The organism is Treponema sp., assembly GCF_024696245.1.
GTDB lineage: Bacteria > Spirochaetota > Spirochaetia > Treponematales > Treponemataceae > Treponema_D.
This window is the reverse complement of sequence record NZ_JAILGZ010000131.1, coordinates 1-20,450: the sequence shown is the minus strand read 5'-3', so window position 1 is coordinate 20,450 and position 20,450 is coordinate 1. Positions and strand designations below refer to the sequence as shown.

The 20,450-nt window shown below is 40.8% G+C and carries 34 protein-coding genes; 25 read left to right on the top strand and 9 right to left on the bottom strand.

What is annotated here, in order from left to right:
• Positions 1 to 28 precede the first annotated feature (28 nt).
• The 25 genes from rplB (at position 29) to K6D58_RS09405 (ending at position 11,947) form a co-directional block, all read left to right on the top strand.
• On the top strand, positions 29 to 853 hold the full coding sequence (gene rplB / locus K6D58_RS09525) for a 50S ribosomal protein L2 (RefSeq protein ID WP_296830105.1): 825 nt from the start codon (positions 29 to 31) through the stop codon (positions 851 to 853).
• A gap of 14 nt (positions 854 to 867) precedes the next feature.
• On the top strand, positions 868 to 1,149 hold the full coding sequence (rpsS, locus tag K6D58_RS09520) for a 30S ribosomal protein S19 (RefSeq protein ID WP_184652084.1): 282 nt from the start codon (positions 868 to 870) through the stop codon (positions 1,147 to 1,149).
• Positions 1,150 to 1,160: 11 nt separating this feature from the next.
• Positions 1,161 to 1,517 carry a 50S ribosomal protein L22 gene (gene rplV, locus K6D58_RS09515; RefSeq protein ID WP_296830102.1) on the top strand — a complete coding sequence of 119 codons (357 nt, stop codon included), beginning with the start codon at positions 1,161 to 1,163 and terminating at the stop codon, positions 1,515 to 1,517.
• A 1-nt stretch (position 1,518) separates the two neighbouring features.
• Complete coding sequence (gene rpsC / locus K6D58_RS09510; protein WP_296830100.1) at positions 1,519 to 2,268, top strand: 30S ribosomal protein S3; 750 nt, start codon at positions 1,519 to 1,521, stop codon at positions 2,266 to 2,268.
• Positions 2,261 to 2,677 (top strand): 50S ribosomal protein L16, encoded by a 417-nt coding sequence (rplP, locus tag K6D58_RS09505; protein WP_296830098.1) that lies wholly within the window; start codon positions 2,261 to 2,263, stop codon positions 2,675 to 2,677. The genes rpsC and rplP overlap by 8 nt, the downstream gene beginning before the upstream one ends.
• 10 nt (positions 2,678 to 2,687) lie before the next feature.
• Positions 2,688 to 2,924 (top strand): 50S ribosomal protein L29, encoded by a 237-nt coding sequence (gene rpmC / locus K6D58_RS09500; RefSeq protein WP_296830096.1) that lies wholly within the window; start codon positions 2,688 to 2,690, stop codon positions 2,922 to 2,924.
• An 11-nt stretch (positions 2,925 to 2,935) separates the two neighbouring features.
• Positions 2,936 to 3,208 (top strand): 30S ribosomal protein S17, encoded by a 273-nt coding sequence (gene rpsQ / locus K6D58_RS09495; protein ID WP_296830094.1) that lies wholly within the window; start codon positions 2,936 to 2,938, stop codon positions 3,206 to 3,208.
• Positions 3,209 to 3,221: 13 nt separating this feature from the next.
• A complete protein-coding gene (gene rplN, locus K6D58_RS09490; RefSeq protein WP_296830092.1) occupies positions 3,222 to 3,590 on the top strand; it encodes a 50S ribosomal protein L14 in 369 nt (122 codons plus the stop codon).
• 12 nt (positions 3,591 to 3,602) lie between these two features.
• Entirely contained in the window at positions 3,603 to 3,923 is a 321-nt protein-coding gene (rplX, locus tag K6D58_RS09485; protein WP_296830090.1) for a 50S ribosomal protein L24, read from the top strand.
• Positions 3,923 to 4,474, top strand: a complete 552-nt coding sequence (gene rplE, locus K6D58_RS09480; protein ID WP_296830089.1) for a 50S ribosomal protein L5 — start codon at positions 3,923 to 3,925, stop codon at positions 4,472 to 4,474. The genes rplX and rplE overlap by 1 nt, the downstream gene beginning before the upstream one ends.
• Positions 4,475 to 4,485: 11 nt before the next feature.
• Positions 4,486 to 4,671, top strand: coding sequence for a type Z 30S ribosomal protein S14 (locus K6D58_RS09475; protein WP_184652075.1), 186 nt, complete (start codon positions 4,486 to 4,488; stop codon positions 4,669 to 4,671).
• Positions 4,672 to 4,686: 15 nt separating this feature from the next.
• Positions 4,687 to 5,088, top strand: a complete 402-nt coding sequence (gene rpsH, locus K6D58_RS09470; protein WP_296830086.1) for a 30S ribosomal protein S8 — start codon at positions 4,687 to 4,689, stop codon at positions 5,086 to 5,088.
• 12 nt (positions 5,089 to 5,100) lie between these two features.
• Positions 5,101 to 5,643, top strand: a complete 543-nt coding sequence (gene rplF / locus K6D58_RS09465) for a 50S ribosomal protein L6 (protein WP_296830084.1) — start codon at positions 5,101 to 5,103, stop codon at positions 5,641 to 5,643.
• Between the two features lie 11 nt (positions 5,644 to 5,654).
• Entirely contained in the window at positions 5,655 to 6,017 is a 363-nt protein-coding gene (gene rplR / locus K6D58_RS09460) for a 50S ribosomal protein L18 (protein WP_296830083.1), read from the top strand.
• 8 nt (positions 6,018 to 6,025) lie between these two features.
• Positions 6,026 to 6,538, top strand: a complete 513-nt coding sequence (rpsE, locus tag K6D58_RS09455; RefSeq protein WP_296830081.1) for a 30S ribosomal protein S5 — start codon at positions 6,026 to 6,028, stop codon at positions 6,536 to 6,538.
• Between the two features lie 3 nt (positions 6,539 to 6,541).
• Positions 6,542 to 6,724, top strand: a complete 183-nt coding sequence (gene rpmD / locus K6D58_RS09450; protein WP_296830079.1) for a 50S ribosomal protein L30 — start codon at positions 6,542 to 6,544, stop codon at positions 6,722 to 6,724.
• Positions 6,724 to 7,203 carry a 50S ribosomal protein L15 gene (gene rplO, locus K6D58_RS09445; protein WP_296830077.1) on the top strand — a complete coding sequence of 160 codons (480 nt, stop codon included), beginning with the start codon at positions 6,724 to 6,726 and terminating at the stop codon, positions 7,201 to 7,203. Before rpmD ends, rplO begins: the two co-directional genes overlap by 1 nt.
• A 14-nt stretch (positions 7,204 to 7,217) precedes the next feature.
• Positions 7,218 to 8,552 (top strand): preprotein translocase subunit SecY, encoded by a 1,335-nt coding sequence (gene secY, locus K6D58_RS09440; RefSeq protein WP_296830074.1) that lies wholly within the window; start codon positions 7,218 to 7,220, stop codon positions 8,550 to 8,552.
• A gap of 141 nt (positions 8,553 to 8,693) precedes the next feature.
• On the top strand, positions 8,694 to 8,807 hold the full coding sequence (gene rpmJ, locus K6D58_RS09435; RefSeq protein ID WP_296830072.1) for a 50S ribosomal protein L36: 114 nt from the start codon (positions 8,694 to 8,696) through the stop codon (positions 8,805 to 8,807).
• Positions 8,808 to 8,817: 10 nt separating this feature from the next.
• Entirely contained in the window at positions 8,818 to 9,186 is a 369-nt protein-coding gene (gene rpsM / locus K6D58_RS09430; RefSeq protein ID WP_296830070.1) for a 30S ribosomal protein S13, read from the top strand.
• A gap of 14 nt (positions 9,187 to 9,200) precedes the next feature.
• Complete coding sequence (gene rpsK, locus K6D58_RS09425) at positions 9,201 to 9,581, top strand: 30S ribosomal protein S11 (protein WP_184652065.1); 381 nt, start codon at positions 9,201 to 9,203, stop codon at positions 9,579 to 9,581.
• Positions 9,582 to 9,596: 15 nt separating this feature from the next.
• Entirely contained in the window at positions 9,597 to 10,232 is a 636-nt protein-coding gene (gene rpsD / locus K6D58_RS09420; protein WP_296830067.1) for a 30S ribosomal protein S4, read from the top strand.
• A 12-nt stretch (positions 10,233 to 10,244) separates the two neighbouring features.
• Entirely contained in the window at positions 10,245 to 11,291 is a 1,047-nt protein-coding gene (locus K6D58_RS09415) for a DNA-directed RNA polymerase subunit alpha (RefSeq protein ID WP_296830066.1), read from the top strand.
• A complete protein-coding gene (gene rplQ / locus K6D58_RS09410; protein WP_184652062.1) occupies positions 11,288 to 11,701 on the top strand; it encodes a 50S ribosomal protein L17 in 414 nt (137 codons plus the stop codon). Before K6D58_RS09415 ends, rplQ begins: the two co-directional genes overlap by 4 nt.
• Before the next feature lie 3 nt (positions 11,702 to 11,704).
• Positions 11,705 to 11,947 (top strand): hypothetical protein, encoded by a 243-nt coding sequence (locus tag K6D58_RS09405; protein ID WP_296830061.1) that lies wholly within the window; start codon positions 11,705 to 11,707, stop codon positions 11,945 to 11,947.
• Positions 11,948 to 12,250: 303 nt separating this feature from the next.
• Here K6D58_RS09405 and lptB read toward each other — a convergent pair whose 3' ends face one another.
• The 9 genes from lptB to K6D58_RS09360 all read right to left on the bottom strand — a co-directional run bounded on the left by lptB (position 12,251) and on the right by K6D58_RS09360 (position 20,387).
• Positions 12,251 to 13,027, bottom strand: coding sequence for an LPS export ABC transporter ATP-binding protein (lptB, locus tag K6D58_RS09400; RefSeq protein WP_296830059.1), 777 nt, complete (start codon positions 13,025 to 13,027; stop codon positions 12,251 to 12,253).
• Positions 13,020 to 13,802 carry an LptA/OstA family protein gene (locus K6D58_RS09395; protein ID WP_296830057.1) on the bottom strand — a complete coding sequence of 261 codons (783 nt, stop codon included), beginning with the start codon at positions 13,800 to 13,802 and terminating at the stop codon, positions 13,020 to 13,022. Before K6D58_RS09395 ends, lptB begins: the two co-directional genes overlap by 8 nt.
• A complete protein-coding gene (gene lptC, locus K6D58_RS09390) occupies positions 13,799 to 14,392 on the bottom strand; it encodes an LPS export ABC transporter periplasmic protein LptC (protein WP_296830056.1) in 594 nt (197 codons plus the stop codon). The genes K6D58_RS09395 and lptC overlap by 4 nt, the downstream gene beginning before the upstream one ends.
• A 20-nt stretch (positions 14,393 to 14,412) precedes the next feature.
• Positions 14,413 to 16,017, bottom strand: coding sequence for a CTP synthase (pyrG, locus tag K6D58_RS09385; protein ID WP_296830054.1), 1,605 nt, complete (start codon positions 16,015 to 16,017; stop codon positions 14,413 to 14,415).
• A gap of 10 nt (positions 16,018 to 16,027) precedes the next feature.
• Positions 16,028 to 16,465: a SoxR reducing system RseC family protein gene (locus tag K6D58_RS09380; protein WP_296830052.1), complete on the bottom strand. Its 438-nt coding sequence runs from the start codon at positions 16,463 to 16,465 to the stop codon at positions 16,028 to 16,030.
• The gene (locus K6D58_RS09375) at positions 16,462 to 16,992 is read right to left on the bottom strand and encodes a tetratricopeptide repeat protein (RefSeq protein ID WP_296830050.1); all 531 of its coding nucleotides are present in this window, start codon (positions 16,990 to 16,992) and stop codon (positions 16,462 to 16,464) included. The genes K6D58_RS09380 and K6D58_RS09375 overlap by 4 nt, the downstream gene beginning before the upstream one ends.
• Complete coding sequence (locus tag K6D58_RS09370; RefSeq protein ID WP_296830048.1) at positions 16,989 to 18,065, bottom strand: polyprenyl synthetase family protein; 1,077 nt, start codon at positions 18,063 to 18,065, stop codon at positions 16,989 to 16,991. The genes K6D58_RS09375 and K6D58_RS09370 overlap by 4 nt, the downstream gene beginning before the upstream one ends.
• A gap of 185 nt (positions 18,066 to 18,250) precedes the next feature.
• Positions 18,251 to 19,441: a protein-glutamate methylesterase/protein-glutamine glutaminase gene (locus K6D58_RS09365; RefSeq protein WP_296830046.1), complete on the bottom strand. Its 1,191-nt coding sequence runs from the start codon at positions 19,439 to 19,441 to the stop codon at positions 18,251 to 18,253.
• Positions 19,442 to 19,571: 130 nt separating this feature from the next.
• Positions 19,572 to 20,387, bottom strand: a complete 816-nt coding sequence (locus K6D58_RS09360; protein ID WP_296830044.1) for a CheR family methyltransferase — start codon at positions 20,385 to 20,387, stop codon at positions 19,572 to 19,574.
• Between the last annotated feature and the right edge of the window lie 63 nt (positions 20,388 to 20,450).

Here is a 20,450-nt window from a genome sequence, read left to right as displayed (position 1 = left end):
CCTTTAAGTAACGAATAAGGGGAACCATATGGCTCTTAAAATATACAAACCTTATACAAAAGGTACACGTGGTCGTGTTGACTTAGTACGTGAAGAATTGACAGCCGATAAACCCGAGAAAAGCTTGACTTCTGGCCGCAAATCAAAGGCTGGCCGTGGACAGGGCGGACGTATTTCTGTACGTCACCAGGGTGGTGGTCACAAGAGAAAGTATCGTGAAATCGATTTTAGACGCGATAAGCACGGTATTCCTGGAACTGTTAAGACTATTGAATATGATCCATTCAGAAGTGCAGACATTGCATTAGTATTCTACGCTGATGGCGAAAAACGCTATGTAATTGCACCAAAAGGATTGACTGTAGGACAGAAGATCATGTCTGGTGAAACTGCAACACCTACTGTTGGAAATGCTCTTCCACTGGAAGCAATTCCTGTTGGTTTTACAGTACACAACATTGAGCTTACACTCGGTCGTGGTGGTCAGCTTGTACGTTCTGCAGGTGCAGGAGCTTTAGTTGCTGCAAAAGAAGGTGATTACGTAACAATCAAACTTCCTTCTGGAGAACTTCGTCGTATTCATGGTAAGTGCTATGCAACAATCGGTATTGTTGGTAACGAAGAACGCATGAATACTAAGCTTGGTAAAGCTGGTCGTAACAGATGGCGCGGTATTCGTCCAACTGTTCGTGGTATGGCAATGAACCCTGTTGATCATCCACTTGGTGGTGGTGAAGGTGCTGGTAAAGGACATCAGCCTGTTACTCCTTGGGGACAGCCTTGTAGAGGTTACAAAACTCGTAACAAGAGAAAGACCTCTGATCGCTTTATCATTAGTCGCCGCAAGAAGTAGGCTAGGAGTTAAAAGTGTCAAGATCAGTTAAGAAGGGACCTTTTGTAGATAAATCACTTTACAAGAAGGTTTCAGAAATGAACAAAGCAGCAGCTGCTGATAAGAAAATGATTAAAACTTATTCACGCTGCTCTACAATTATCCCTGAAATGGTAGGAAATACTATTTCAGTTCATAACGGAAAGTCTTGGATTCCTGTTTACGTAACAGAAAACTTAGTAGGTCACAAGCTTGGTGAGTTTGCTGGTACACGTACATTCAAGGGCCACGGCGGTGACAAAGCTGCAGGTAAATAAGGAGTATAGAAATGGCAGAAAATAAAGGTTATAGAGCCGTAACAAAATTCCTTATTGCATCACCTACAAAGGTTCGTCCTGTAGCTAATGTTATTAAGATGAAGTCTTGTTCAGAAGCTTTGGCAATACTTGATGTTATGCCTCAGAAAGGTGCTTCGCTTATCAGTGGTACATTAAAGTCTGCTGTTGCAAATGCACTCAATTCTAATAAACAACTCGATGAAGATATGCTTTATGTTAAGGAAATTCGTATCGACGAAGGTCCAAGACTGAAGAGAGTATGGTTCCGTGCTCGTGGACGTGCTGATCAGCTCTTGAAACGTATGTGCCATATCACTGTTGTAGTTGACGAAAAGGCAGGAAAGTAAAGTGGGTCAGAAAGTTAATCCGATTGGTTTACGTCTCGGCGTAAACAAGACCTGGCAGTCTCGTTGGTATGCAGATTCACGTGAATATGCAGATCTCTTCCTGGAAGATATCAAGATTCGTAAGCTTGTTAACAGCCTTCCAGAATGCAAAAACGCAGACATTGCTGAAATTGAAATTGTACGTCATCCACAGCGTGTTACAATCGTAATTCATACAGCACGCCCTGGAGTGATTATTGGTGTTAAGGGTGCTACTATCGAAAAGATTAGCACTGATATTCAGAAGCAGTTGACAAAGAAAGTACAGATTAAAATCAAAGAAGTTAAACGTGCTGAAATCAACGCTTCTCTTATCGCTCAGAATGTTGGCCGTCAGCTTGCAGGACGCGGTTCATTCCGCAAGGCTCTTAAGCAGTCTGCTGCAAATGCAATGAAAGGTGGAGCACAGGGTATTAAAATCCGTATCTCTGGCCGTCTTGCTGGTGCTGATATGACTCGTTCTGAAGAGCACAAGGAAGGACGTGTTCCTCTTCACACTCTTCGTGCTGATATTGATTATGGTTTCTACGAAGCTCTTACAACATACGGTAAAATCGGTGTTAAAGTTTGGGTTTACAATGGTATGAACTACGGTCATGAACAGAATGAAGATGCAGGTGATATCGTAAAGAAGAACCGCCGCGATCGTTCATCAGGTGAACGTAAAGCACGTGCTCCAAAGTCTGAGGGAGGAAAAGTAGAAAATGCTTAGTCCTAAAAGAGTAGCTCACCGTAAGGTGCAGCGTGGCAGACCAACTGGAAATGCTACACGTGATAATTATGTAGACTTCGGTGAAGTAGCACTTGTTGCTATGGAACCAGTTTGGCTTAGTGCAAAACACATTGAAGCAGCTCGTGTTGCTATCAACCGTTGCATTAACCGTGAAGGTCAGGTTTGGACCCGTATCTTCCCAGACAAGCCAGTTTCTAAGAAACCAGCTGATACACGTATGGGTAAGGGAAAGGGAGCTCCAGAATTCTGGGCTGCTGTAATCAAACCTGGTATGATTTTATTTGAAGTTGGTGGAGTTGCAAGAGACAAGGCTGCTAAAGCTATGCAGCTTGCAGCAAGCAAACTTCCAATTAAGACAAAAGTGGCATTCCGCCCAACAGTTGAGTAAGGAGTAAGAAATGGCTGATTCAAAGAAAAAAGATAAAGATCTTTCTTATGACGAACTCGTTGCAAAGCGCAATGACGTAAAGAAACAGTACATGGACCTTCGCTTTCAGGCAGTTGTAGGACATGTAGATAATCCAATGCAGAAGCGTAGCTTGCGCCGCGAAATCGCCCGCTTGAATACACTTATTCATCAGCAGGATCTGGCAAAGTTCAGAGCAGCTGCTGCTGAAGCTGTAGCTGCAAAGTAAGGAGCTGACCCGTGGCAGAACAGAATGTTCAGAACAAGGCTGCAAAACGTTCATTTGTTGGAATCGTAACAAGTGACAAAATGGACAAAACCATTGTTGTTTCTATCGATTCAAAGAAAATGGACCGCCTTTATAAGAAATACGTAACACGGACCAAGAAATGCAAGGCTCACGATGAACAGAATGATGCTCACATTGGTGACACAGTTCGCATCGTAGAATGCAGTCCGATTAGCAAAGATAAGTGTTGGCGTCTCGATGCAATCATCGAGAGGGCTAAATAAGCAGGAGTAGACTATGCTTCAGATGCAGTCAAATTTGGTTGTTGCCGATAACTCCGGAGCTAAATTGGTTCAGTGCATTAAGGTATTAGGTGGATCACACCGCCGTTATGCAGGTATTGGTGACATTGTTGTGGTAGCTGTTAAGGAAGCAATTCCAACATCTACAATTAAAGAAGGTACAGTACAGAAGGCAGTAATCGTACGCGTTGCAAAAGAATACCGCCGTCCTGATGGAACTTACATCCGTTTCGATGATAACGCTTGCGTTCTCGTTGATGCAGATCATAACCCAAAGGGAAAACGTATTTTTGGACCTGTAGCTCGTGAGCTTCGTGATAAGGATTTTATGAAAATCGTTTCACTTGCTCCAGAAGTACTGTAAGGAGTCGTGATTATGAATCAGAAAGTAAAGATCCGTAGAGACGACAACGTAGAAATCATTGCTGGAAAAGATAAAGGTAAGCGCGGAACAGTAATTCGTGTATTCGAAAAGAATAACAAAGTACGTGTTGTTGTTGGCGGTGCTAATATCGTTAAGAAGGCAATAAAGAGAAGATCCCAGCAGGATGCAGGCGGAATCGCTGAAGTAGAAGCTCCTCTGGATATTTCAAATGTAGCTCTCGTATGCAAAAAATGCGGTCCTACAAGAATTGGATACAAACTTGACGGAGACAAGAAAGTTCGCGTTTGCCGCAAGTGTGGAGAAACACTGTAATGGAAAATTACGTACCACGGCTTAAGAAAGTCTATAAGGAAACAATCGCCCCTGAGCTCTTTAAAGAACTCGGATACACAACAGTAATGCAGATTCCTGCTATTAAAAAAGTAGTTGTAAGCATGGGTGTAGGCGAAGCTCTCACGAATAAGAAACTCCTTGATGCTGCAGTTACAGATCTCACTCAGATTACCGGTCAGAAGGCTGTTAAAACAAGAGCAAAGAAAAGTATTGCAAACTTCAAGCTTCGTGAAGGCCAGGAAGTTGGTGCAATGGTTACACTTCGTGGAACAATCATGTATGAATTCCTCGATCGTCTGATCAATGTTGCACTTCCTCGTGTAAAGGATTTCCGCGGAATCAAAGCTACAGGTTTTGACGGACACGGAAACTTCTCTCTTGGTATTACAGAACAGATTATCTTCCCGGAAATCGACTTTGATAAAATTGTAAAGATTTCTGGTATGAACATCAGTATTGTAACAAGTGCTAACACAGACAATGAAGCACGTGCTTTATTGACTAAGTTTGGCATGCCATTTAGAAAGTAAGGATTAAGTTCATGGCTAAGAAATCAATGGTTATCAAGGCGAACCGCACTCCTAAGTACAGCACACGTCAGTATAACAGGTGCCAGGTTTGTGGACGTCCACACGGATATTTACGTAAGTTCAAGATTTGTCGTATCTGCTTCCGTAAATTAGCAAGTGAAGGCCTTTTACCAGGCGTCACAAAATCATCTTGGTAGTGACAGGAGAATAGAATGGCAGCTTCAGATCCAGTAGCAGATATGCTCGCAAAAGTTCAGAATGCGGCAAAAGTTGGTCACGAAAAAGTAGACGTACCTACTTCTAAGATGAAACTTGAGATCGTTAAAATCTTGAAAACTGAAGGTTATATCAAAAACTTCAAGAAAGTTCAGGATGATGATGGTCACAGTATTATCCGCATTTTCTTAAAGTATGACGATGCAAACAAGGCAGTTATCCATGGTATGAAAAAGATTTCAACACCAGGTCGCCGTGTTTACTCAGGTTATAGGGATTTGCCACGTGTTTATAACGGATATGGCACATTAATCATTTCAACTTCTACAGGTGTTACAACTGGTAAAAAGGCAGCTGAAAAGCTTGTCGGTGGCGAGTTGATCTGTACAGTATGGTAATAGGAGAAAACAATGGCATCAAAAATTGGTAAACTTCCTGTTGCTATTCCTGCAGGTGTAACTGTAACAGTTGCTTCTAATTTGATTACTGTAAAAGGATCAAAGGGAGAACTTAAACAGGATTTTAACGACTTAGTAAAAGTTGAAGTAAAAGGTTCAGAAGTTGTTGTAACTCCTGCAAACGAATCAAAAGCTGCTAGTGCAGCTCATGGTTTGTATCGTAACCTTGTTTTCAACATGGTTAAGGGTGTTTCAGAAGGATTTACAAAGTCTTTGATTATTACAGGTGTAGGTTACCGTGCAGAAGTAAAGGGTAAAGAACTTGTAATGAACCTTGGATATTCATCAGATTTTATTGCAATTATTCCAGATGGTCTTACAGTAACAGCTGATCAGACAGGAAAAATTACAATTACTGGAATCGATAAGCAGAGAGTTGGTGAATTTAGTGCTCAGATTCGTAAACTTAGAAAACCTGAACCTTACAAGGGAAAGGGTGTTCGTTACGAAACTGAGGTTATCAGACGCAAAGTCGGAAAGACTGGTGTTAAATAAGGTGAGTTGATATGTTTAAGAAGTTAAATGATAAACAGAGAAAACGCCTGCACAGAAAAATTCACATTCGTAAGTCAATTTACGGAACTGCTGAACGTCCACGTATGACAGTGTTCAAGAGCGGACGCAACCTTTACGTACAGGTTATCAATGACGATGAAGGCAAGACTCTTGCTTCCATCTCAACTCTTGAAAAGGATTTTGTATCACTCAAGGCAAATGTTGACGGTGCTACAAAACTTGGAGAAGCTTTGGGTTCACGCCTTAAGGACAAGAACATTACTACTGTAGTGTTTGACCGCAATGGTTATCTTTATCATGGTGTTATTAAAGCCCTTGCTGACGCTACACGTGCCGCTGGCATTGTATTCTAGGAGAGGCTATGGAACACCAGAAGAATAACGAAAGAAAGCCTGCTGATGAATTCGTAGAAAAGCTTGTAAAGCTTAATCGTACTGCAAAAACTGTAAAAGGTGGACGCAGAATGTCTTTCTCAGCTCTTACTGTAGTAGGAGACAAGAAAGGACGCATCGGTTACGGATTTGGTAAGGCAAATGATGTTACTGAAGCAATTAGAAAGAGCATTGATAAGGCTAAGTCTAACCTTATTACTCTCTCTTCTAAGAATGGTACACTTCCACACGAAGTTATCGGAAAATATAAGAGTTCTTCAGTATTGTTGAAGCCTGCTTGCCCTGGTACAGGTGTTATTGCAGGTGGTGCTGTTCGTGCAGTTATGGATGCTGCAGGAATTACAGATGTTATTTCAAAGTCGCTTGGTTCAAGTACTTCAGTAAACGTTGTACGCGCAACATTTAACGCAGTTGCAGGTCTTATGGATGCACGCGCTGTTGCTTCAAACCGTGGTAAGTCTTTGAATGATTTGTGGGGCTGATTTATGGCAAAATTAAGAATTACACTTGTTAAGAGTACCATTGGTCAGAAACCAGAAAAGAAAGCAACTGTTCGCAGCCTTGGTCTTAAGAAATTAAATTCTGTTGTTGAACATGAAGCTAATGATTCTGTCAAAGGAATGGTAGCTTCTGTTTCTCACTTAGTAAAAGTAGAGGAGATCGGCTGATGTCAGACTTTACTTTAAGTGCACCACAGGGTGCTAACAAAAAGAAGCGTATTATTGGTCGTGGTTCTTCTTCTGGTCGTGGTACAACTGCCGGAAAAGGAAACAAAGGTCAGCAGTCACGCTCAGGTGGAAAGACATACGTAGGATTCGAAGGTGGTCAGATGCCTTTGTACCGTCGTATTGCACACCGCGGTTTTTCTAACGCTGTATTTAGAAAGGAATATGTAATTTTTAACGTTTCTGAACTTAATGCAAAATTTGCAGATGGTGAAACTGTTGATGTTACATCTCTTGTTAAAAAGGGACTTCTTAAGAAGTGTTTGGATGGAGTAAAGGTTCTTGGTGATGGAGAAATCACAAAGAAACTTAACGTAGTTGTTGACAAGATTTCTGCTTCTGCTAAGGCTAAAATTGAAAAGGCTGGTGGATCAGTTACTCTGGTTACTCCAAAAGCAGCTAAAACTGAAGAATCAAAATAATCGGAGTGTGACGAATGGCTAACAATCCTGTTGTAAACATGTTCAAAGTTAAGGAAATTCGCAATCGTATCCTCTTTACTTTGTTAATTTTAGCGGTTTTCCGTCTTGGAACTGTTATAACTATTCCTGGATTAAATGCCGCAGCTCTTGTTGACTACTTTAGTGAAATTGCTAAGAGCAACAAGGCTGAAAGCGCATTCGCCAGCTATATGGATTTTTTTGCCGGTGGAGCTTTTGAAAAATTTTCTGTGTTCATGCTTGGTGTAATGCCATACATTTCTACACAGATTATTCTTCAGCTTGCTCTTGTGATTTTCCCTTCATTGAAGAGAATAGCACAGGAAGAAGGTGGCCAGCGTCGTGTTCAAATGTGGACAAGAGTCGGAACTGTACTTGTATGTATAATTCAGGCTCTTGCCATTACAGCTTATGTAAGTTCAATTAATGCCGCAACAAGTGGTGCTGCAGTTACTCCATATTATAGTAACTGGATGGCAATTCTTACTGTTACGGCAGGTTCTATGATAACTGTATGGATGGGCGATCAGATTACTGCACATGGAATCGGTAATGGTATATCTATGCTGATTTTTGCAGGTATTGTGGCACGTCTTCCTTCTGCTGTTTGGGAACTTATCAGCATGGTAAGAAATGACGGACTTAACGTTGTTTACGTAATTGTTGCAATTGCTTTGTTCCTTGTTATTATCGGACTGGTAGTTTATGAACAGTCAGGTGAGCGTAAGATTCCTGTTCACTATGCAAAACGCGTTGTTGGACGCAAAATGTACGGCGGACAGAGTACTTATATTCCATTTAAAATCAATCCATCTGGTGTAATCCCAATCATTTTTGCATCAGCATTCCTTACATTCCCATTACAGATTGCAACAAGCCTTCAGAAAAAAGCCGGATGGCTTAACTGGCTTGCAGCTAAATTAAATCCAATGGGAATTTGGTATAATGTAATTGAAGTCTTGCTGATCATTTTCTTTGCTTACTTCTACACTCAGGTTACCCTGAACCCTACTGAAATTGCAAAGAATATTCGTGAGAACGGCGGTTCGATTCCCGGAATCCGTACGGACAAGACAGAAAGTTATCTTCAGAAGGTTTTAAACCGTCTGATTCTTCCTGGTTCTTTGTATCTTGCATTTATTGCATTGATACCTACCTTGATTCAGATTGCATTCGGTTTCCCTGCATCAATTTCAATGTTGATGGGTGGAACTTCACTTCTGATTCTTGTTGGCGTTGATATTGATACAATGGCACAGGTCGAAGCTCTTCTTAAAATGCACCATCATGATGGTCTTACAAAGAAGGGGCTGAAGTCAAGAAACCTCTAAAAATAGGGGCTAAGGACTAGATTAAAAAACAAGAATTATGTTATATTTATTGCCACATATTTTTATATGTGGCTCATTGGGTTGTAGTTCATAGCGAATTGCCATGACTCAATGTATAACATTATTTCTAAGGGGACTTTTATGAAAGTACGAACCAGCGTAAAGCCCATCTGCGATAAGTGTAAGGTTATTAGGAGAAACGGCGTTGTCCGCATTATCTGTAGTAATCCAAAGCATAAGCAGAGACAGGGTTGAGGAGTAATTCATGGCTCGAATTGCGGGAGTTGATCTTCCTAACAAGCATGTTAACATTGCGTTAACATATATTTACGGTATTGGCCGTTCAGCAGCAAACACTATCTGTGAAAAAACACAGGTAAATGCTGATGTTCTTATTAATGATCTCTCAGAAGATGATTTGAATAAGCTTCGTAAGGTAATTGATGAAGAATATAAGACTGAAGGACGTCTTCGTTCAGAAATTGGTCTTAACATCAAACGCCTTATCGATATTGGTAGCTATAGAGGATTACGCCACAGAAAAGGTCTTCCTGTTCGTGGACAGAGGACAAGAACTAATTCTCGTACACGCAAAGGTAAGAAGAAGACCGTTGCTAACAAGAAGAAGGCATAAGGCGGAGGATTAGAATGGCAACCGTAAAAAAGAGAAAAGAAAAGAAAAGTGTTTATGAAGGAAATGTTTATATTCAGGCAACCTTCAACAATACTATCGTAACAATCACCGATATTAAAGGAAATGCAATCGCTTGGGCTTCTTCAGGCGGACTTGGATTCCGTGGTGCAAAGAAATCTACACCGTTTGCAGCTCAGTCAGTTGCTGAAACTGCAGTACAGCGTGCAGCTAGCTACGGCTTACGTGAAGTACATGTGTTTGTAAAGGGTCCTGGTATGGGTCGTGAAAATGCGATTCGTGTACTCGGAACTTTGGGATTGAAAGTAAAGTCTATTTCAGATATTACTCCTATTCCACACAACGGATGTCGTCCACGTAAAACACGCCGCATGTAAGGAGAATAGACAGATATGGCAAGATATACAGGACCAGTATGCAGACTTTGTAGAACAGAAGGTACAAAGCTGTGTCTTAAAGGTGATCGTTGTAAGAGCGATAAATGTCCTATTAACAAAAAGCGTGCAGCTCCAGGAAAAGATCCTAAAGCTAGAGCAGGTAAAAGAAGTGAATATGGTCTTCAGCTTCGTGAAAAGCAGAAGATTAAGAGAATTTATGGTATGCAGGAAAAACAGTTCCATCTTACATTTGAGCATGCTCTTCGTATGCCTGGTGTAACTGGTGAAAACCTTGTTCGCCTGCTTGAAAGCCGTCTTGACAATGTTGTTTTCAGAATGCGTTTTGCTGCATGTAGAAATCAGGCTCGTCAGGTAGTACTTCATCGCCATGTTCTTGTAAATGGACGCATTGTTAACATCCCTAGCTATCAGGTAAAACCTGGTGACGTAATTGAGGTAAAAGAAAACAGCAAGAAACTTGCAATAATTCAGGACGGATTATCAGAAGTTTCTAAGTCTGGAGTTGCTTCATGGGTAACTGTTGACGTAGATGCAGTTAAAGGAACTTTCGTACAGTATCCAAGACGCGAAGAAGTTACGGATCTCGTTGGTGTTAAAGAACAGCTCGTAGTCGAGCTCTATTCTAAATAATAAGGAGTTCAGATGGCTCGCAAAAATCTGCTTAAAGGCTTTAAGAAGCCAAAGGGCATTACATTTGAGCATCTTGAGACTAATCCTAACTACGGTAAGTTTACTGCTTATCCTTTTGAACCTGGATTTGGAACTACAGTTGGAAATACGCTCCGCCGTGTTCTTCTTTCTTCAATTCAGGGATATGCAATTTCTTCTGTTAGAATTACATCTTATGATGTTGATGGTGTTCCTCATGTTATTTCAAATGAATTCGAAAATATACCGAATGTTTCCGAAGACACTTTGGAAGTGTTGAACAGCTTAAAACAGATTCGTTTGCGTCTGCCTGGTGATCTTGAGCAGGATACAATTCTCTACGAATTCAAAGGACCTGGTACAGTAAAGAGTGATGACTTTGAAAAAGAAGGTCAGCTTGAAATCATGACTAAAGGTATGGAAATCTTTACCATGATGGAAGGTGCAAATCTTGAAATTGAAATTCAGGTTGATTTGGGACGTGGTTATGTTCCTGCTGAAGTAAATGAACATTACATTGAAATTGTCGGTACAATTGCAATGGACTGTATATTTACACCTGTGCCAAAGGTTAAGTATTCTATTGAACCTTGTCGCGTAGGGCAGCGTAACGACTACGATAAACTTATTCTTGAGATTTGGACTGATGGTTCTATTAGCCCAGAAGATGCACTTGCTGAAGCTGCTAAGATTGCTAAAGATTACTTTGCAATTTTTGTTAACTTTAACGAAAGTGAATATTCAAGCACTGAAGAGCTTGATGAGGGTGATGAGAAAATCCGTAAGTTGCTCAATACTTCTGTAGAAGAACTTGAGCTTTCTGTACGTAGTTCTAATTGTCTTAAGAATGCAAATATTCACACTATTGGTGAATTAACTAAGAAAACGGAAGATGATATAACAAAGACCCGTAACTTTGGAAAGAAGAGTCTTGAAGAAATCAAGGCTAAACTTGAAGAGCACGGATTAACTTTAGGAATGACTGATTACAGCCACCTTAAAGATACTGACTTCCATAATCAGAAGGATGAGAACGAATGAACCACATGAATGGATTTAATCCGCTTTCACGTACAACAGCCCATCGTCGTGCTATGACACGCAATATGGTAACTTCATTGTTCAGATACGAACGTGTTACAACAACAAAATCGAAGGCTCTTGAAGTACGCAAGGCTGCAGAAAAATTGATTACACGTGCCAAAGTTGACAGTGTACATAACAGAAGAGAAGCTGCTAAATTTATTGCAGATGAAAAAATCCTCAATAAATTGTTTAAAGAGCTTGGTCCACGTATGAAGGATCGCAATGGCGGTTATACACGCATTCTTAAAATGGGTTTCCGTCAGGGTGATGCTGCTGACGTTGTAATTCTTGAATTGGTAGACTATAAACTTCCAGAACCTGAATCAGCAGATTCTAAAGAAAAGAAGTCTACAGATAAGGAGTAAACTATGTCTAAGTCACATCGTGGAACTGGAATTAGAAATGAGCCAAATCATGGTCGTGGAGTATGTCCTGTTTGTGGTAAAGCACAGATTAAGACTCTTTATGATCAGGAAATCGATGGCAAAAAAGTAAAAATCTGTAAGTTCTGTAAGGCAAACTTAAAGAACAAGGCACAGAAAGATGCTAAGCTTGCTAAGAAAGCTGCTCCTGCTGCACCAGCTGCAGAAGAAACATCTGCTGAAGCATAAGTCTAATTTTTAGACATAAGCCGCTCTTCACTGAAAGGGCGGCGTTTTTTTTTCCCAAATGGTAAAAAAATTGACCTGGATTATTTGAATAAAGATTTTTGGGATTGGTGATAAATATTTTAACAGCCTGGGTCTTTGGGGCAAGTCAGTTTTTATGTCTTGCAGGATAAATGTAAAATAAGGGACTTGTAACATAGAATTAATTGCTGGGGAATTAACTCCTGGGTTGGAAGTGACATGCAGGAGTTTTAACTGAGGTGATTCAATAGGTAAGAGTGACTTCCTGTTGTTATAGTACTCAGGTTACATGCTGAAGTCTTTTCCCAGGTAGATTTCACGGGCTTCTGGGGATTGAAGTATCTGGTCTTTGTTGCCCTGTGTGATAATCTGGCCGTTAGAAATGATAATACCACGGTCTGTAATCTCAAGGGTATCCCTTACGTTATGGTCGGTGATTAAAATTCCAATATTCTGTTTTGCAAGCAGCTTTATGATACTTTTAATATCTGCTACGGCAATAGGATCAATTCCGGCAAAAGGTTCATCAAGTAAGAGGAATTTTGGTTCAATTGCAAGGGAACGGGCTATTTCTGTACGACGGCGTTCTCCTCCGGAAAGGGTAAAGGCAAGCTGCTTTCTGATTCTTCCAATGGCAAACTCTTCTATAAGTTCTTCAAGCTTTTGTTTTTTCTGTATTTTGTCCAGGTCTTTTCTACGTTCAAGGATAGACCAGATATTTTCTTCTACAGTGAGTTTTCTGAATACAGAAGCTTCCTGGGGCAGGTAAGAAATGCCAAGCTTGGCTCTTTTGTACATAGGAAGTCTTGTTATGCACTTATCGTTTAAGAAAATATCTCCGGAGGTAGGGCGGTAAAAACCTACTATCATGTAAAAGCTTGTTGTTTTTCCGGCGCCGTTTGGACCTAAAAGTCCTACAACTTCTCCGGTAGTCATGGAAAAATCTATACCACGGACAACCTTTTTTCTTCCAAAGGACTTATATAAAGAGGTGATTCTTAATACGTCAGAAGAAGGTGAGGCAGATGTTTCCGGGCTGGTAATAATTGTTTCTTCACTCATCGTTTTCCTCACTTGTGGATTGATTTGTTTCTGTTTGAGAAGTTTCTGTTTGAGGGGCAGAGTCCTCTGCCGGGGCATTTTCTGTTGCTGAATCTGGTGATGGTGAGTCCATGTTATCTGAAGGGGCCGGGCCTGAGCTTTCTTCTTTGGAGCTTGTTGTAACTGAACCTTTAACACGGCCGTCTAAGGTAATTTCCTGGGTTTCAAGGTTTAGTGTAATATTCTGGGCGCGGAAATTATCTGTTCCCTGGGTGATATTTGGGTTGCCGCTCATTTCCAGCATCTGTTCGTTTTTTCTGTATATGGCATGGGCAGCGGTGCATTTGTTGTCTTTCTGGACTATGTTTACCTGAATCTGCATGACTGCTACATTTGAGTTCTGGCTGTATTCAATTATTTCTGCATCTGCTGTAACGTCGTTTTCTGTATCTACTAAGTGTACTGCATTTTCTAAGAGAGCTACTTTTGTTTCCCTGTCGTAAGTCATGGACTGGCAGGTAAAGGTCATTTTTGTTTCCAGATTGGTGCCGTTAATATTTCCACTGGCTGTTATAGTTCTGTAGTCTTTGCCGCTTAATTCAATCTGGTCGGCGGAGATTTCCATTGATTCAGTTTGTACCCTGGCATTTCCGGAAAGGGTTGTTTTTCCGTTGTTGTCACCGGCTGTTCCTGTCATGTAGGAAGCTGAAAAAGTTATTTTTTCTCCATAAAGGCAGAAAGCCAGGCTTGTGAGAAGAAAGATTGTTAAAATAAGGGTTTTGTTAAAGATTTTCATTGAGCTTTGTCTTCCTTATTGTCTGTTGATGGTGTTTCTTCTTTAGTTTCTGTTGCTTGTGCCGGGGTTTCTTCTTCCTGATTCTGGGTTATAGTGCCTTCAATGTCGGACTGAAAACTGAATTTGTTGCTGATGGAGCTGGCGGAAAATCCTTTTCCTGTAACCTGGGTGTCTTCTTTAATGATTGTAACTGTATCGTTTTTTCCGGAGGTAAGCTGTTCACTTTTTGCATTCCACTTAAGGTTTTCTGCGGTGATTTGAAGATCCGGGTTTTTGTTTAAGAGTTTAATGTCATTAAAAAGTGTGTAGACTTCATTTTTGGAATCAATTCCTAAAAGCTGGCAGGAGCCTTGTGTTTGTATTTCTGAAGATTCATTCCATGTGGTAAATGTTGAATTACTTGCAAAAGATGCTGAGTCGCTTTTGTACTGTTCAAGTTTGTCTGCAGTAAGTTCAGCTGTTTTTTTATTGTTTTCAAAGCGTAAAAAACTTGGGCTGATAAAAATAAATTCGGGAACTGAGTCTTTTACGGATATTTCTTTTCCATAGTCCAGTGAACAGGAGAGAGAAAAGGCTGAGAATAATATCACTGGAACTAAGGAAAATTTTATCATTTTTTGTGGTTGTCTAATGCAGCCAGAATAAATGAATTGAAGAGGGGGTGAGGTTTGGCCGGACGGCTGACAAATTCCGGATGGTACTGCACTCCGATTCCCCATGGGTGGTTATTCCATTCAAAAGCTTCTGCCTGATTGTCTGATACTGACATGGCTGTAATGGTAAGGCCGTTGTCTTCCATGTCTTTAGTATAGTGACGGTCAAAAGCGTATTTAGAACGGTGTCTTTCTGTAATAACTGCTGTTTTGTAAATAGAATGGAGCTTTGAACCTTCTGTGAGTTTTACCGATGAAGAGCCAAGCTTGATTCCACCATCAGATGGTCCCTGCTGTTCTTCCGGTAAGCTGATTACAGGATGTGTTGAATTGGACATGAATTCAGTTGTATCAGCATCTTCCCAGTTACAGAGGTTGCGGCCTGTTTCTATTGCCATAAGCTGCATACCTAAATCAATTCCCAGGTAAGGGATTTTATGTTCACGGGCATAGGTTACTGTTTTAATTAAACCAAGGAATCCTCTCTGTCCATAGCTGCCAGGTATTACAATTCCGTCGGCATCATTAAAGAAAGAATCTATTTCTGTGGATTTTTCCAATGTTTCTGCGTCGATTTTTTTGATTATAAGTTCAGAATTGTTGCCTGTAACGGCTGCGTGGAAAAGGGATTCCTGAACTGACTTGTAGCAGTTGTCCAGATAGTCTTTTTTTCCTACCAGAGCAATTGTAACTGAGGACTTAGGGTTGTTGAGCTTTTTAAGGAAGTCTGTCCACTGGCGTACATCTGTTTTTTTATTTGTAATCTTAAGCTTGTTAAGAATTACAGAATCAATTTTCTGTTCATGGAAAATAACTGGAAGTTCGTAAATTGATTTTTCTACGTCTGGTGAAACAAATACAGATTCTGCAGATACGTTGCAGAACTGGGCTATTTTCTTTTTAAGGGAATCTTCTACTGGTGCTTCACAGCGGCAGATAAGAATATCAGGCTGAATACCAACCTGCTGAAGCTGTTTTACGGAATTCTGGGTAGGCTTTGATTTTAATTCACCACCAGTAATTACAGGAATAAGGGTAAGGTGAATTGAAATTACGTTTTCTTTACCAAGTTCACGGGCAAACTGACGGCTTGCTTCAAGATATGGAACTGCTTCAATGTCACCAACTGTTCCACCGATTTCTACTACAACAACATCTGCACCGCTGGTTGTTCCTATATGACGGATGCAGCGTTTGATTTCGTCTGTAATATGTGGAATTACCTGAACTGTACGGCCATTATATCTGCCTGCACGTTCGTTTCTGATTACATTCTCGTAAACTTTACCGATAGAAATACAGTTTTCGTTTGTAAGATTAATATTTGTAAAACGGCTGAAATTGCCAAGGTCTAAATCTGTTTCTGCTCCGTCTTCTGTTACGTAGACTTCGCCATGCTGATAAGGGCTGATGTTTCCAGCGTCAACATTAATGTAAGGGTCACATTTCATCATGGCCACTTTTAATCCGCTTGACTCAAGAAGGCTTGCAATTGTACTGGAAGCAACGCCTTTTCCTAAACTGGAACAAACACCACTGGTTACAAGAATATATTTACTCATGCAAAGCATTTTAACATGATGCAGGGTTTTGGTAAATGTCCTCTTCTATGTTGATTATTTGCGGGGTGCCTGGAAGTGGAAAAAGTCTTGTTACTATAAAGACTAAAAGTGAAGAAGCGAGTAGAAATATAAGTACACAAAGGCTTTTTGCCTTGTCTCCCTGGGCAAGATTGAGTTTTAGGGCAATTTTATCTGCTAAAAAATACCCGGCTATGGCAGAAAAAATCGGGAAAAAGAGTCCCAGAATGCCCTGGACTGCCTGGCTGATAGGGGATGCAGCAAGAGTAACCACACTTCCGGCTTTTACAGGAAGATCCATGGGATTGGTTACGGCAAATCTTATGTCTGTTTTTTCGCAGCTTGAGGTACATCCGGCACAGGAATCTTTTAAGAGTGGCTGTACCAGAATCTGATTTTCTGTTGAAACTATAAGTGCTTTCTTGTTCATAACTGGCTCTTTGAAAGATTTTTCATCTGTTCACGGCAAATGGCTGCAGCTTTTTTGTTCCCCAGTTCATCATAACAGTCTGCCAGGTTATAGAAGGCGTCATAGTAAAAGGGGTTAATGGTTACTGCATGTTCAAAACATTCACAGGCTGAGGTGAATTCATTGTTTTGAAAGAGAAGTACACCAAGGCTGTTCCAGAGGTGATCATTGTTTTCATTCAGGCTTAAACCCATAAAAAGATAGTGAAGGGCTGTCTGAGTTCTTTCTATAGAAAGGTTAAGGTTTGCCAGGGTCTCTAGAATTTCCGGGTCTTCCGGGTTCATGGCATGGGCTTTTTCCATGGAGGAAATTGCCTTTTCTATGTAGCCTGCATCCCTGTAGGTAAGGGCAAGGTTGAACCAGAGGAGGTAATTTTCTTTGTCCAGGGTAATGGCCCTTTTGAAACATGCTACTGCTTCGTCAAAGTTACCTTTTTGTGCGAGATGAATGGCGTTGTTGTTAAGTTCTTCGATATTTTCTTTCATCATAAAGGTATCATCCTTGTGAAGAGCTCTTTTATTTGTGCGGAAGACTTTTTGTTTTTGCCAAAAAGTTCCATAAAAGAATCACAGCTGGTATTAATAAGCCTGATGCCCTGGTCTTTAGCTTCCTGAATGCATCCGGAATCCTGGAGAAGTTTTATGGCATTCTCTACTGCCGGGCTTTTTATTCCCTCTTTTGCGGCCTGAACAAAATACTGACTTAAAAGCTTAAAAGATTCAGGATTTTTTTCTGCAAAAAGAAGTACAGGGAGGGATTTTTTACCTTCTACTATGTCGTCACCACGGATTTTGCCCGGGTTACCTGTGGTAAGGTTGATTACGTCGTCTATAATCTGAAAGCCTGCTCCTACCTGTGAGGCAAGAAGGGCTGCCTGAGCTGCTGTCTGGTCTGAATATCCTGCTGCAAGACAACCGATTTTTGCTGCAAGGCTGGAGAGGGTTCCTGTTTTGCATTTTACCATTGAAAGGTACTGGTCTGCTGAAGGAACTGCTTCTTTGTTGCGGTGCCAGGAAATGTCCATTGCCTGACCTAAGTGAAGGCGTCTTACTTCCAGGAGGGCTGCTGAGTAAAGTCTGTTTTTTAATTCCTGAGAGCAGGAGAGTTTGTCTATTACGGTAAAGGCTTCAAAATAGAGCCAGGAGCCTGCGTTTATGGCAGTGTCTGTTCCGTAAGTTATGTAGGCGGCAGGTTTACCTCTTCTTGTGTCAGAAGAGTCTTCTATGTCGTCATGGATAAGGCTTGCGGTGTGGATGAATTCAACAAGGGGAGTAAGGCTGAATGCGTTATTAAGGATTTCTTTTTGTTCAGGTGAATTGTCAGCCAGTTCTTCTGCTTTTGTAAGGGCACAGAGAACAAGAAAAAGTGGTCTCCAGCGTTTTCCTCCTGACTGAATAAGTTCCGAAGCAGGCTGGGTAAGGGGAGTTATATGCTGGTTTTCTATGGATTTATCAAGCTTTCCGAATGTGAGATTCTTCCATTCAGTGGAGCAATTTGTGTCCAGGGTTGAGGAAATTACTGTTTCTATCTGCTGTAAAATGTTTTCTTTGGTCAATTCCATATTCTTATAGTATAACTTGTAAGGAAGCTAATGTCGAGGATTGTGAGATTTTTAAATTGGTGGGATTTTTATCGGAGGTGAATTACAGGGTGAATCTCTTCTGGTAAGGTAGAGACCGGATTAATGAAAAAAAATGCCGGGCTTTAAGAAAACCCGGCTTTGTTATGAATTAGATGCTGTTAGTGTCAGCTGGCATGTTCGTGAAGGATTTTGTTCATCTCAGCAGCCATGTTATCAAGGCTTACCTGCTTTTGAACGGCACCTAATTCCCAGGCTGCACGTGGCATTCCGTAAACAATGGCGGATTTTTCGTCCTGACCTAAAGTCCATGCACCCTGTTTACGCATTTCTGCAAGCTGTACTGCTCCGTCTTTTCCCATTCCGGTCATAATGATTCCAAGGGCACGGTTTTTGTACATCTTTGCTACTGATTCAAAGAGTACGTCTGCAGATGGTCTGTGTCCGTTTCTTTGTGGTTCCTGAGAAAGCCTGATTACGTTACATAAGGTGGATTTTTCTACCTTAATATGATAATCACCCGGGGCTACATAAACCTGGCCAGGGTGAATTAAATCCCCGTCTTCTGCTTCCTTTACGTTAAGAGGGCATATTCGGTCCAGACTGGATGCAAATTCCTTTGTAAATCCTGCCGGCATATGCTGAACGATAAGAATTGGCTTTGGAAATTTAGGGTCTATCTGAGCAAGAACTTCCCTGAGGGCATTTGGTCCTCCTGTAGAGATTCCTATTGCTACAATATCGATTGGGCCTGGTTCACGTTCAGGGGTAATAACAAGAGGGTCTTTCTTTTTAGGCTGCCATAAGGTTGCCGGAAGTTCAGATACTTTTGTTGCCTGAGGGTTAATTTTATCCAGAAGACCGCTTTTTACTGCTGCATCTGTTGCTTCTTTAAGCTTAGCCTGCTGCATAAAGGCTTCAATAGGGTAGATGTCCTTGCCTTTTCTCCTGGCATAACGGCTTCCGTATGAAGCAATCTTTTCTATTATATGGCTTGTAATGGAAGAGATGTTACTTGATGTTGATCCACCCGGCTTTGTGATAAAGTCGCTTGCACCAAGATCAAGACACTGCATGGTAACTGCAGCTCCCTTAGTTGCAATTGAAGAAAGAATTACTACAGGGATATCAATTCCCTGCTTTTTACGTTCTTCAAGAAACTGAAGGCCTGTCATTTCCGGCATTTCAATATCAAGAAGAATTAAATCCGGCTTGAGTTGAGGAATCTTCTGAAGACAGAATTTTCCGTTCATGGCTGTTCCAATGGTAGTCATTCCATCTGTTGAATCAATAATTCTGGAAATAAGATTACGCATCAAAGCTGAGTCATCGCATACTAAAACGTCAATATTGTCCATAAATCAGTCCTTTGATATTTAAATTGACAAGGGGTAAATAAAATTAATTATAATCCCTTCCTATAATTTTAAATAAAAGCCTCTTGAAGAAGTGTTCTCCTAAGAGGCCCCGATTGTATAAGATTTGTAACTATTCTTTCTTTTCGTAGAGACATGCCCACTGGGTCTTTAGGAATTCAAACTTGGTGTCCATTCCAAAAAGACTTTCTGAATGACCAATGAACAGATATGAATGTTTTGCCATGGAGGTCCAGAATCTGTCGATAGTGGCTTTCTGTGCTGCTTCGTCAAAGTAAATGAGTACGTTTCTGCAGAAAACTATATCAAGATTGCGGGCTCCACTGTCATTGCGGAGGTTATGGTAGTCAAACCTGATGGTTTTCATAAGATCCGGTTTTACCTGATATCCGCCTTCTCCTTTGTTAAAGTAGGTAGCCAGATAGTTTTGTGGAATACCTGCTATGCGGGAGTCGGCATAAAATCCCTGCTGTCCGACCATAAGGGACTTAAGGGAAATGTCTGAAGCTATGATTTCAAAGGTGAATGGGGCAGGAAGTTTGTCTTTAAGAAGCATTGCGATGGTGTAAGGCTCTTCTCCTGTGGAACATCCGGCACTCCATATACGGATTTTTCTGTCTCCGCTTGCCTTTTTTTCTTCGATAAGATGGGGTATTACATAGTTGATAAGGGCATCAAAGTGAGGCTGGTTACGGAAAAATCTTGTAAGGTTTGTGGTAATACTGTCCAGGAAAGTTTTAAATTCACCCTGATCACTGGTAATTAGGGCATAATAATCCTGAACCTTTTCTATATTTTTTTCTCTAAGACGCTCTTTTAAGCGGCTGTCAAGAATAGAACGGTTAGTTTCTGAAAAAGTAATGCCGCTTGCATCGTAAATGATTTTGCGGAACTGGTTAAATTCTTCATCAGTTAATAAATCTGCCATAAGAATCATTATATTACGCAAAATATGATTTGTAAAACGGTTTGAAAAATTTGTCTTTTATTA

Excerpts from the sequence above, each read along its gene's own strand:
- rplB (WP_296830105.1), top strand. The coding sequence starts at position 29 with ATGGCTCTTAAAATATACAAACCTTATACAAAAGGTACACGTGGTCGT.
- rplV (WP_296830102.1), top strand. The coding sequence starts at position 1,161 with ATGGCAGAAAATAAAGGTTATAGAGCCGTAACAAAATTCCTTATTGCA.
- rplP (WP_296830098.1), top strand. The coding sequence starts at position 2,261 with ATGCTTAGTCCTAAAAGAGTAGCTCACCGTAAGGTGCAGCGTGGCAGA.
- rpmC (WP_296830096.1), top strand. The coding sequence starts at position 2,688 with ATGGCTGATTCAAAGAAAAAAGATAAAGATCTTTCTTATGACGAACTC.
- rplN (WP_296830092.1), top strand. The coding sequence starts at position 3,222 with ATGCTTCAGATGCAGTCAAATTTGGTTGTTGCCGATAACTCCGGAGCT.
- rplX (WP_296830090.1), top strand. The coding sequence starts at position 3,603 with ATGAATCAGAAAGTAAAGATCCGTAGAGACGACAACGTAGAAATCATT.
- rplE (WP_296830089.1), top strand. The coding sequence starts at position 3,923 with ATGGAAAATTACGTACCACGGCTTAAGAAAGTCTATAAGGAAACAATC.
- K6D58_RS09475 (WP_184652075.1), top strand. The coding sequence starts at position 4,486 with ATGGCTAAGAAATCAATGGTTATCAAGGCGAACCGCACTCCTAAGTAC.
- rpsH (WP_296830086.1), top strand. The coding sequence starts at position 4,687 with ATGGCAGCTTCAGATCCAGTAGCAGATATGCTCGCAAAAGTTCAGAAT.
- rplF (WP_296830084.1), top strand. The coding sequence starts at position 5,101 with ATGGCATCAAAAATTGGTAAACTTCCTGTTGCTATTCCTGCAGGTGTA.
- rplR (WP_296830083.1), top strand. The coding sequence starts at position 5,655 with ATGTTTAAGAAGTTAAATGATAAACAGAGAAAACGCCTGCACAGAAAA.
- rpsE (WP_296830081.1), top strand. The coding sequence starts at position 6,026 with ATGGAACACCAGAAGAATAACGAAAGAAAGCCTGCTGATGAATTCGTA.
- rpmD (WP_296830079.1), top strand. The coding sequence starts at position 6,542 with ATGGCAAAATTAAGAATTACACTTGTTAAGAGTACCATTGGTCAGAAA.
- rplO (WP_296830077.1), top strand. The coding sequence starts at position 6,724 with ATGTCAGACTTTACTTTAAGTGCACCACAGGGTGCTAACAAAAAGAAG.
- secY (WP_296830074.1), top strand. The coding sequence starts at position 7,218 with ATGGCTAACAATCCTGTTGTAAACATGTTCAAAGTTAAGGAAATTCGC.
- rpmJ (WP_296830072.1), top strand. The coding sequence starts at position 8,694 with ATGAAAGTACGAACCAGCGTAAAGCCCATCTGCGATAAGTGTAAGGTT.
- rpsM (WP_296830070.1), top strand. The coding sequence starts at position 8,818 with ATGGCTCGAATTGCGGGAGTTGATCTTCCTAACAAGCATGTTAACATT.
- rpsK (WP_184652065.1), top strand. The coding sequence starts at position 9,201 with ATGGCAACCGTAAAAAAGAGAAAAGAAAAGAAAAGTGTTTATGAAGGA.
- rpsD (WP_296830067.1), top strand. The coding sequence starts at position 9,597 with ATGGCAAGATATACAGGACCAGTATGCAGACTTTGTAGAACAGAAGGT.
- K6D58_RS09415 (WP_296830066.1), top strand. The coding sequence starts at position 10,245 with ATGGCTCGCAAAAATCTGCTTAAAGGCTTTAAGAAGCCAAAGGGCATT.
- rplQ (WP_184652062.1), top strand. The coding sequence starts at position 11,288 with ATGAACCACATGAATGGATTTAATCCGCTTTCACGTACAACAGCCCAT.
- K6D58_RS09405 (WP_296830061.1), top strand. The coding sequence starts at position 11,705 with ATGTCTAAGTCACATCGTGGAACTGGAATTAGAAATGAGCCAAATCAT.
- lptB (WP_296830059.1), bottom strand. The coding sequence starts at position 13,027 with ATGAGTGAAGAAACAATTATTACCAGCCCGGAAACATCTGCCTCACCT.
- K6D58_RS09395 (WP_296830057.1), bottom strand. The coding sequence starts at position 13,802 with ATGAAAATCTTTAACAAAACCCTTATTTTAACAATCTTTCTTCTCACA.
- pyrG (WP_296830054.1), bottom strand. The coding sequence starts at position 16,017 with ATGAGTAAATATATTCTTGTAACCAGTGGTGTTTGTTCCAGTTTAGGA.
- K6D58_RS09380 (WP_296830052.1), bottom strand. The coding sequence starts at position 16,465 with ATGAACAAGAAAGCACTTATAGTTTCAACAGAAAATCAGATTCTGGTA.
- K6D58_RS09375 (WP_296830050.1), bottom strand. The coding sequence starts at position 16,992 with ATGATGAAAGAAAATATCGAAGAACTTAACAACAACGCCATTCATCTC.
- K6D58_RS09370 (WP_296830048.1), bottom strand. The coding sequence starts at position 18,065 with ATGGAATTGACCAAAGAAAACATTTTACAGCAGATAGAAACAGTAATT.
- K6D58_RS09365 (WP_296830046.1), bottom strand. The coding sequence starts at position 19,441 with ATGGACAATATTGACGTTTTAGTATGCGATGACTCAGCTTTGATGCGT.
- K6D58_RS09360 (WP_296830044.1), bottom strand. The coding sequence starts at position 20,387 with ATGGCAGATTTATTAACTGATGAAGAATTTAACCAGTTCCGCAAAATC.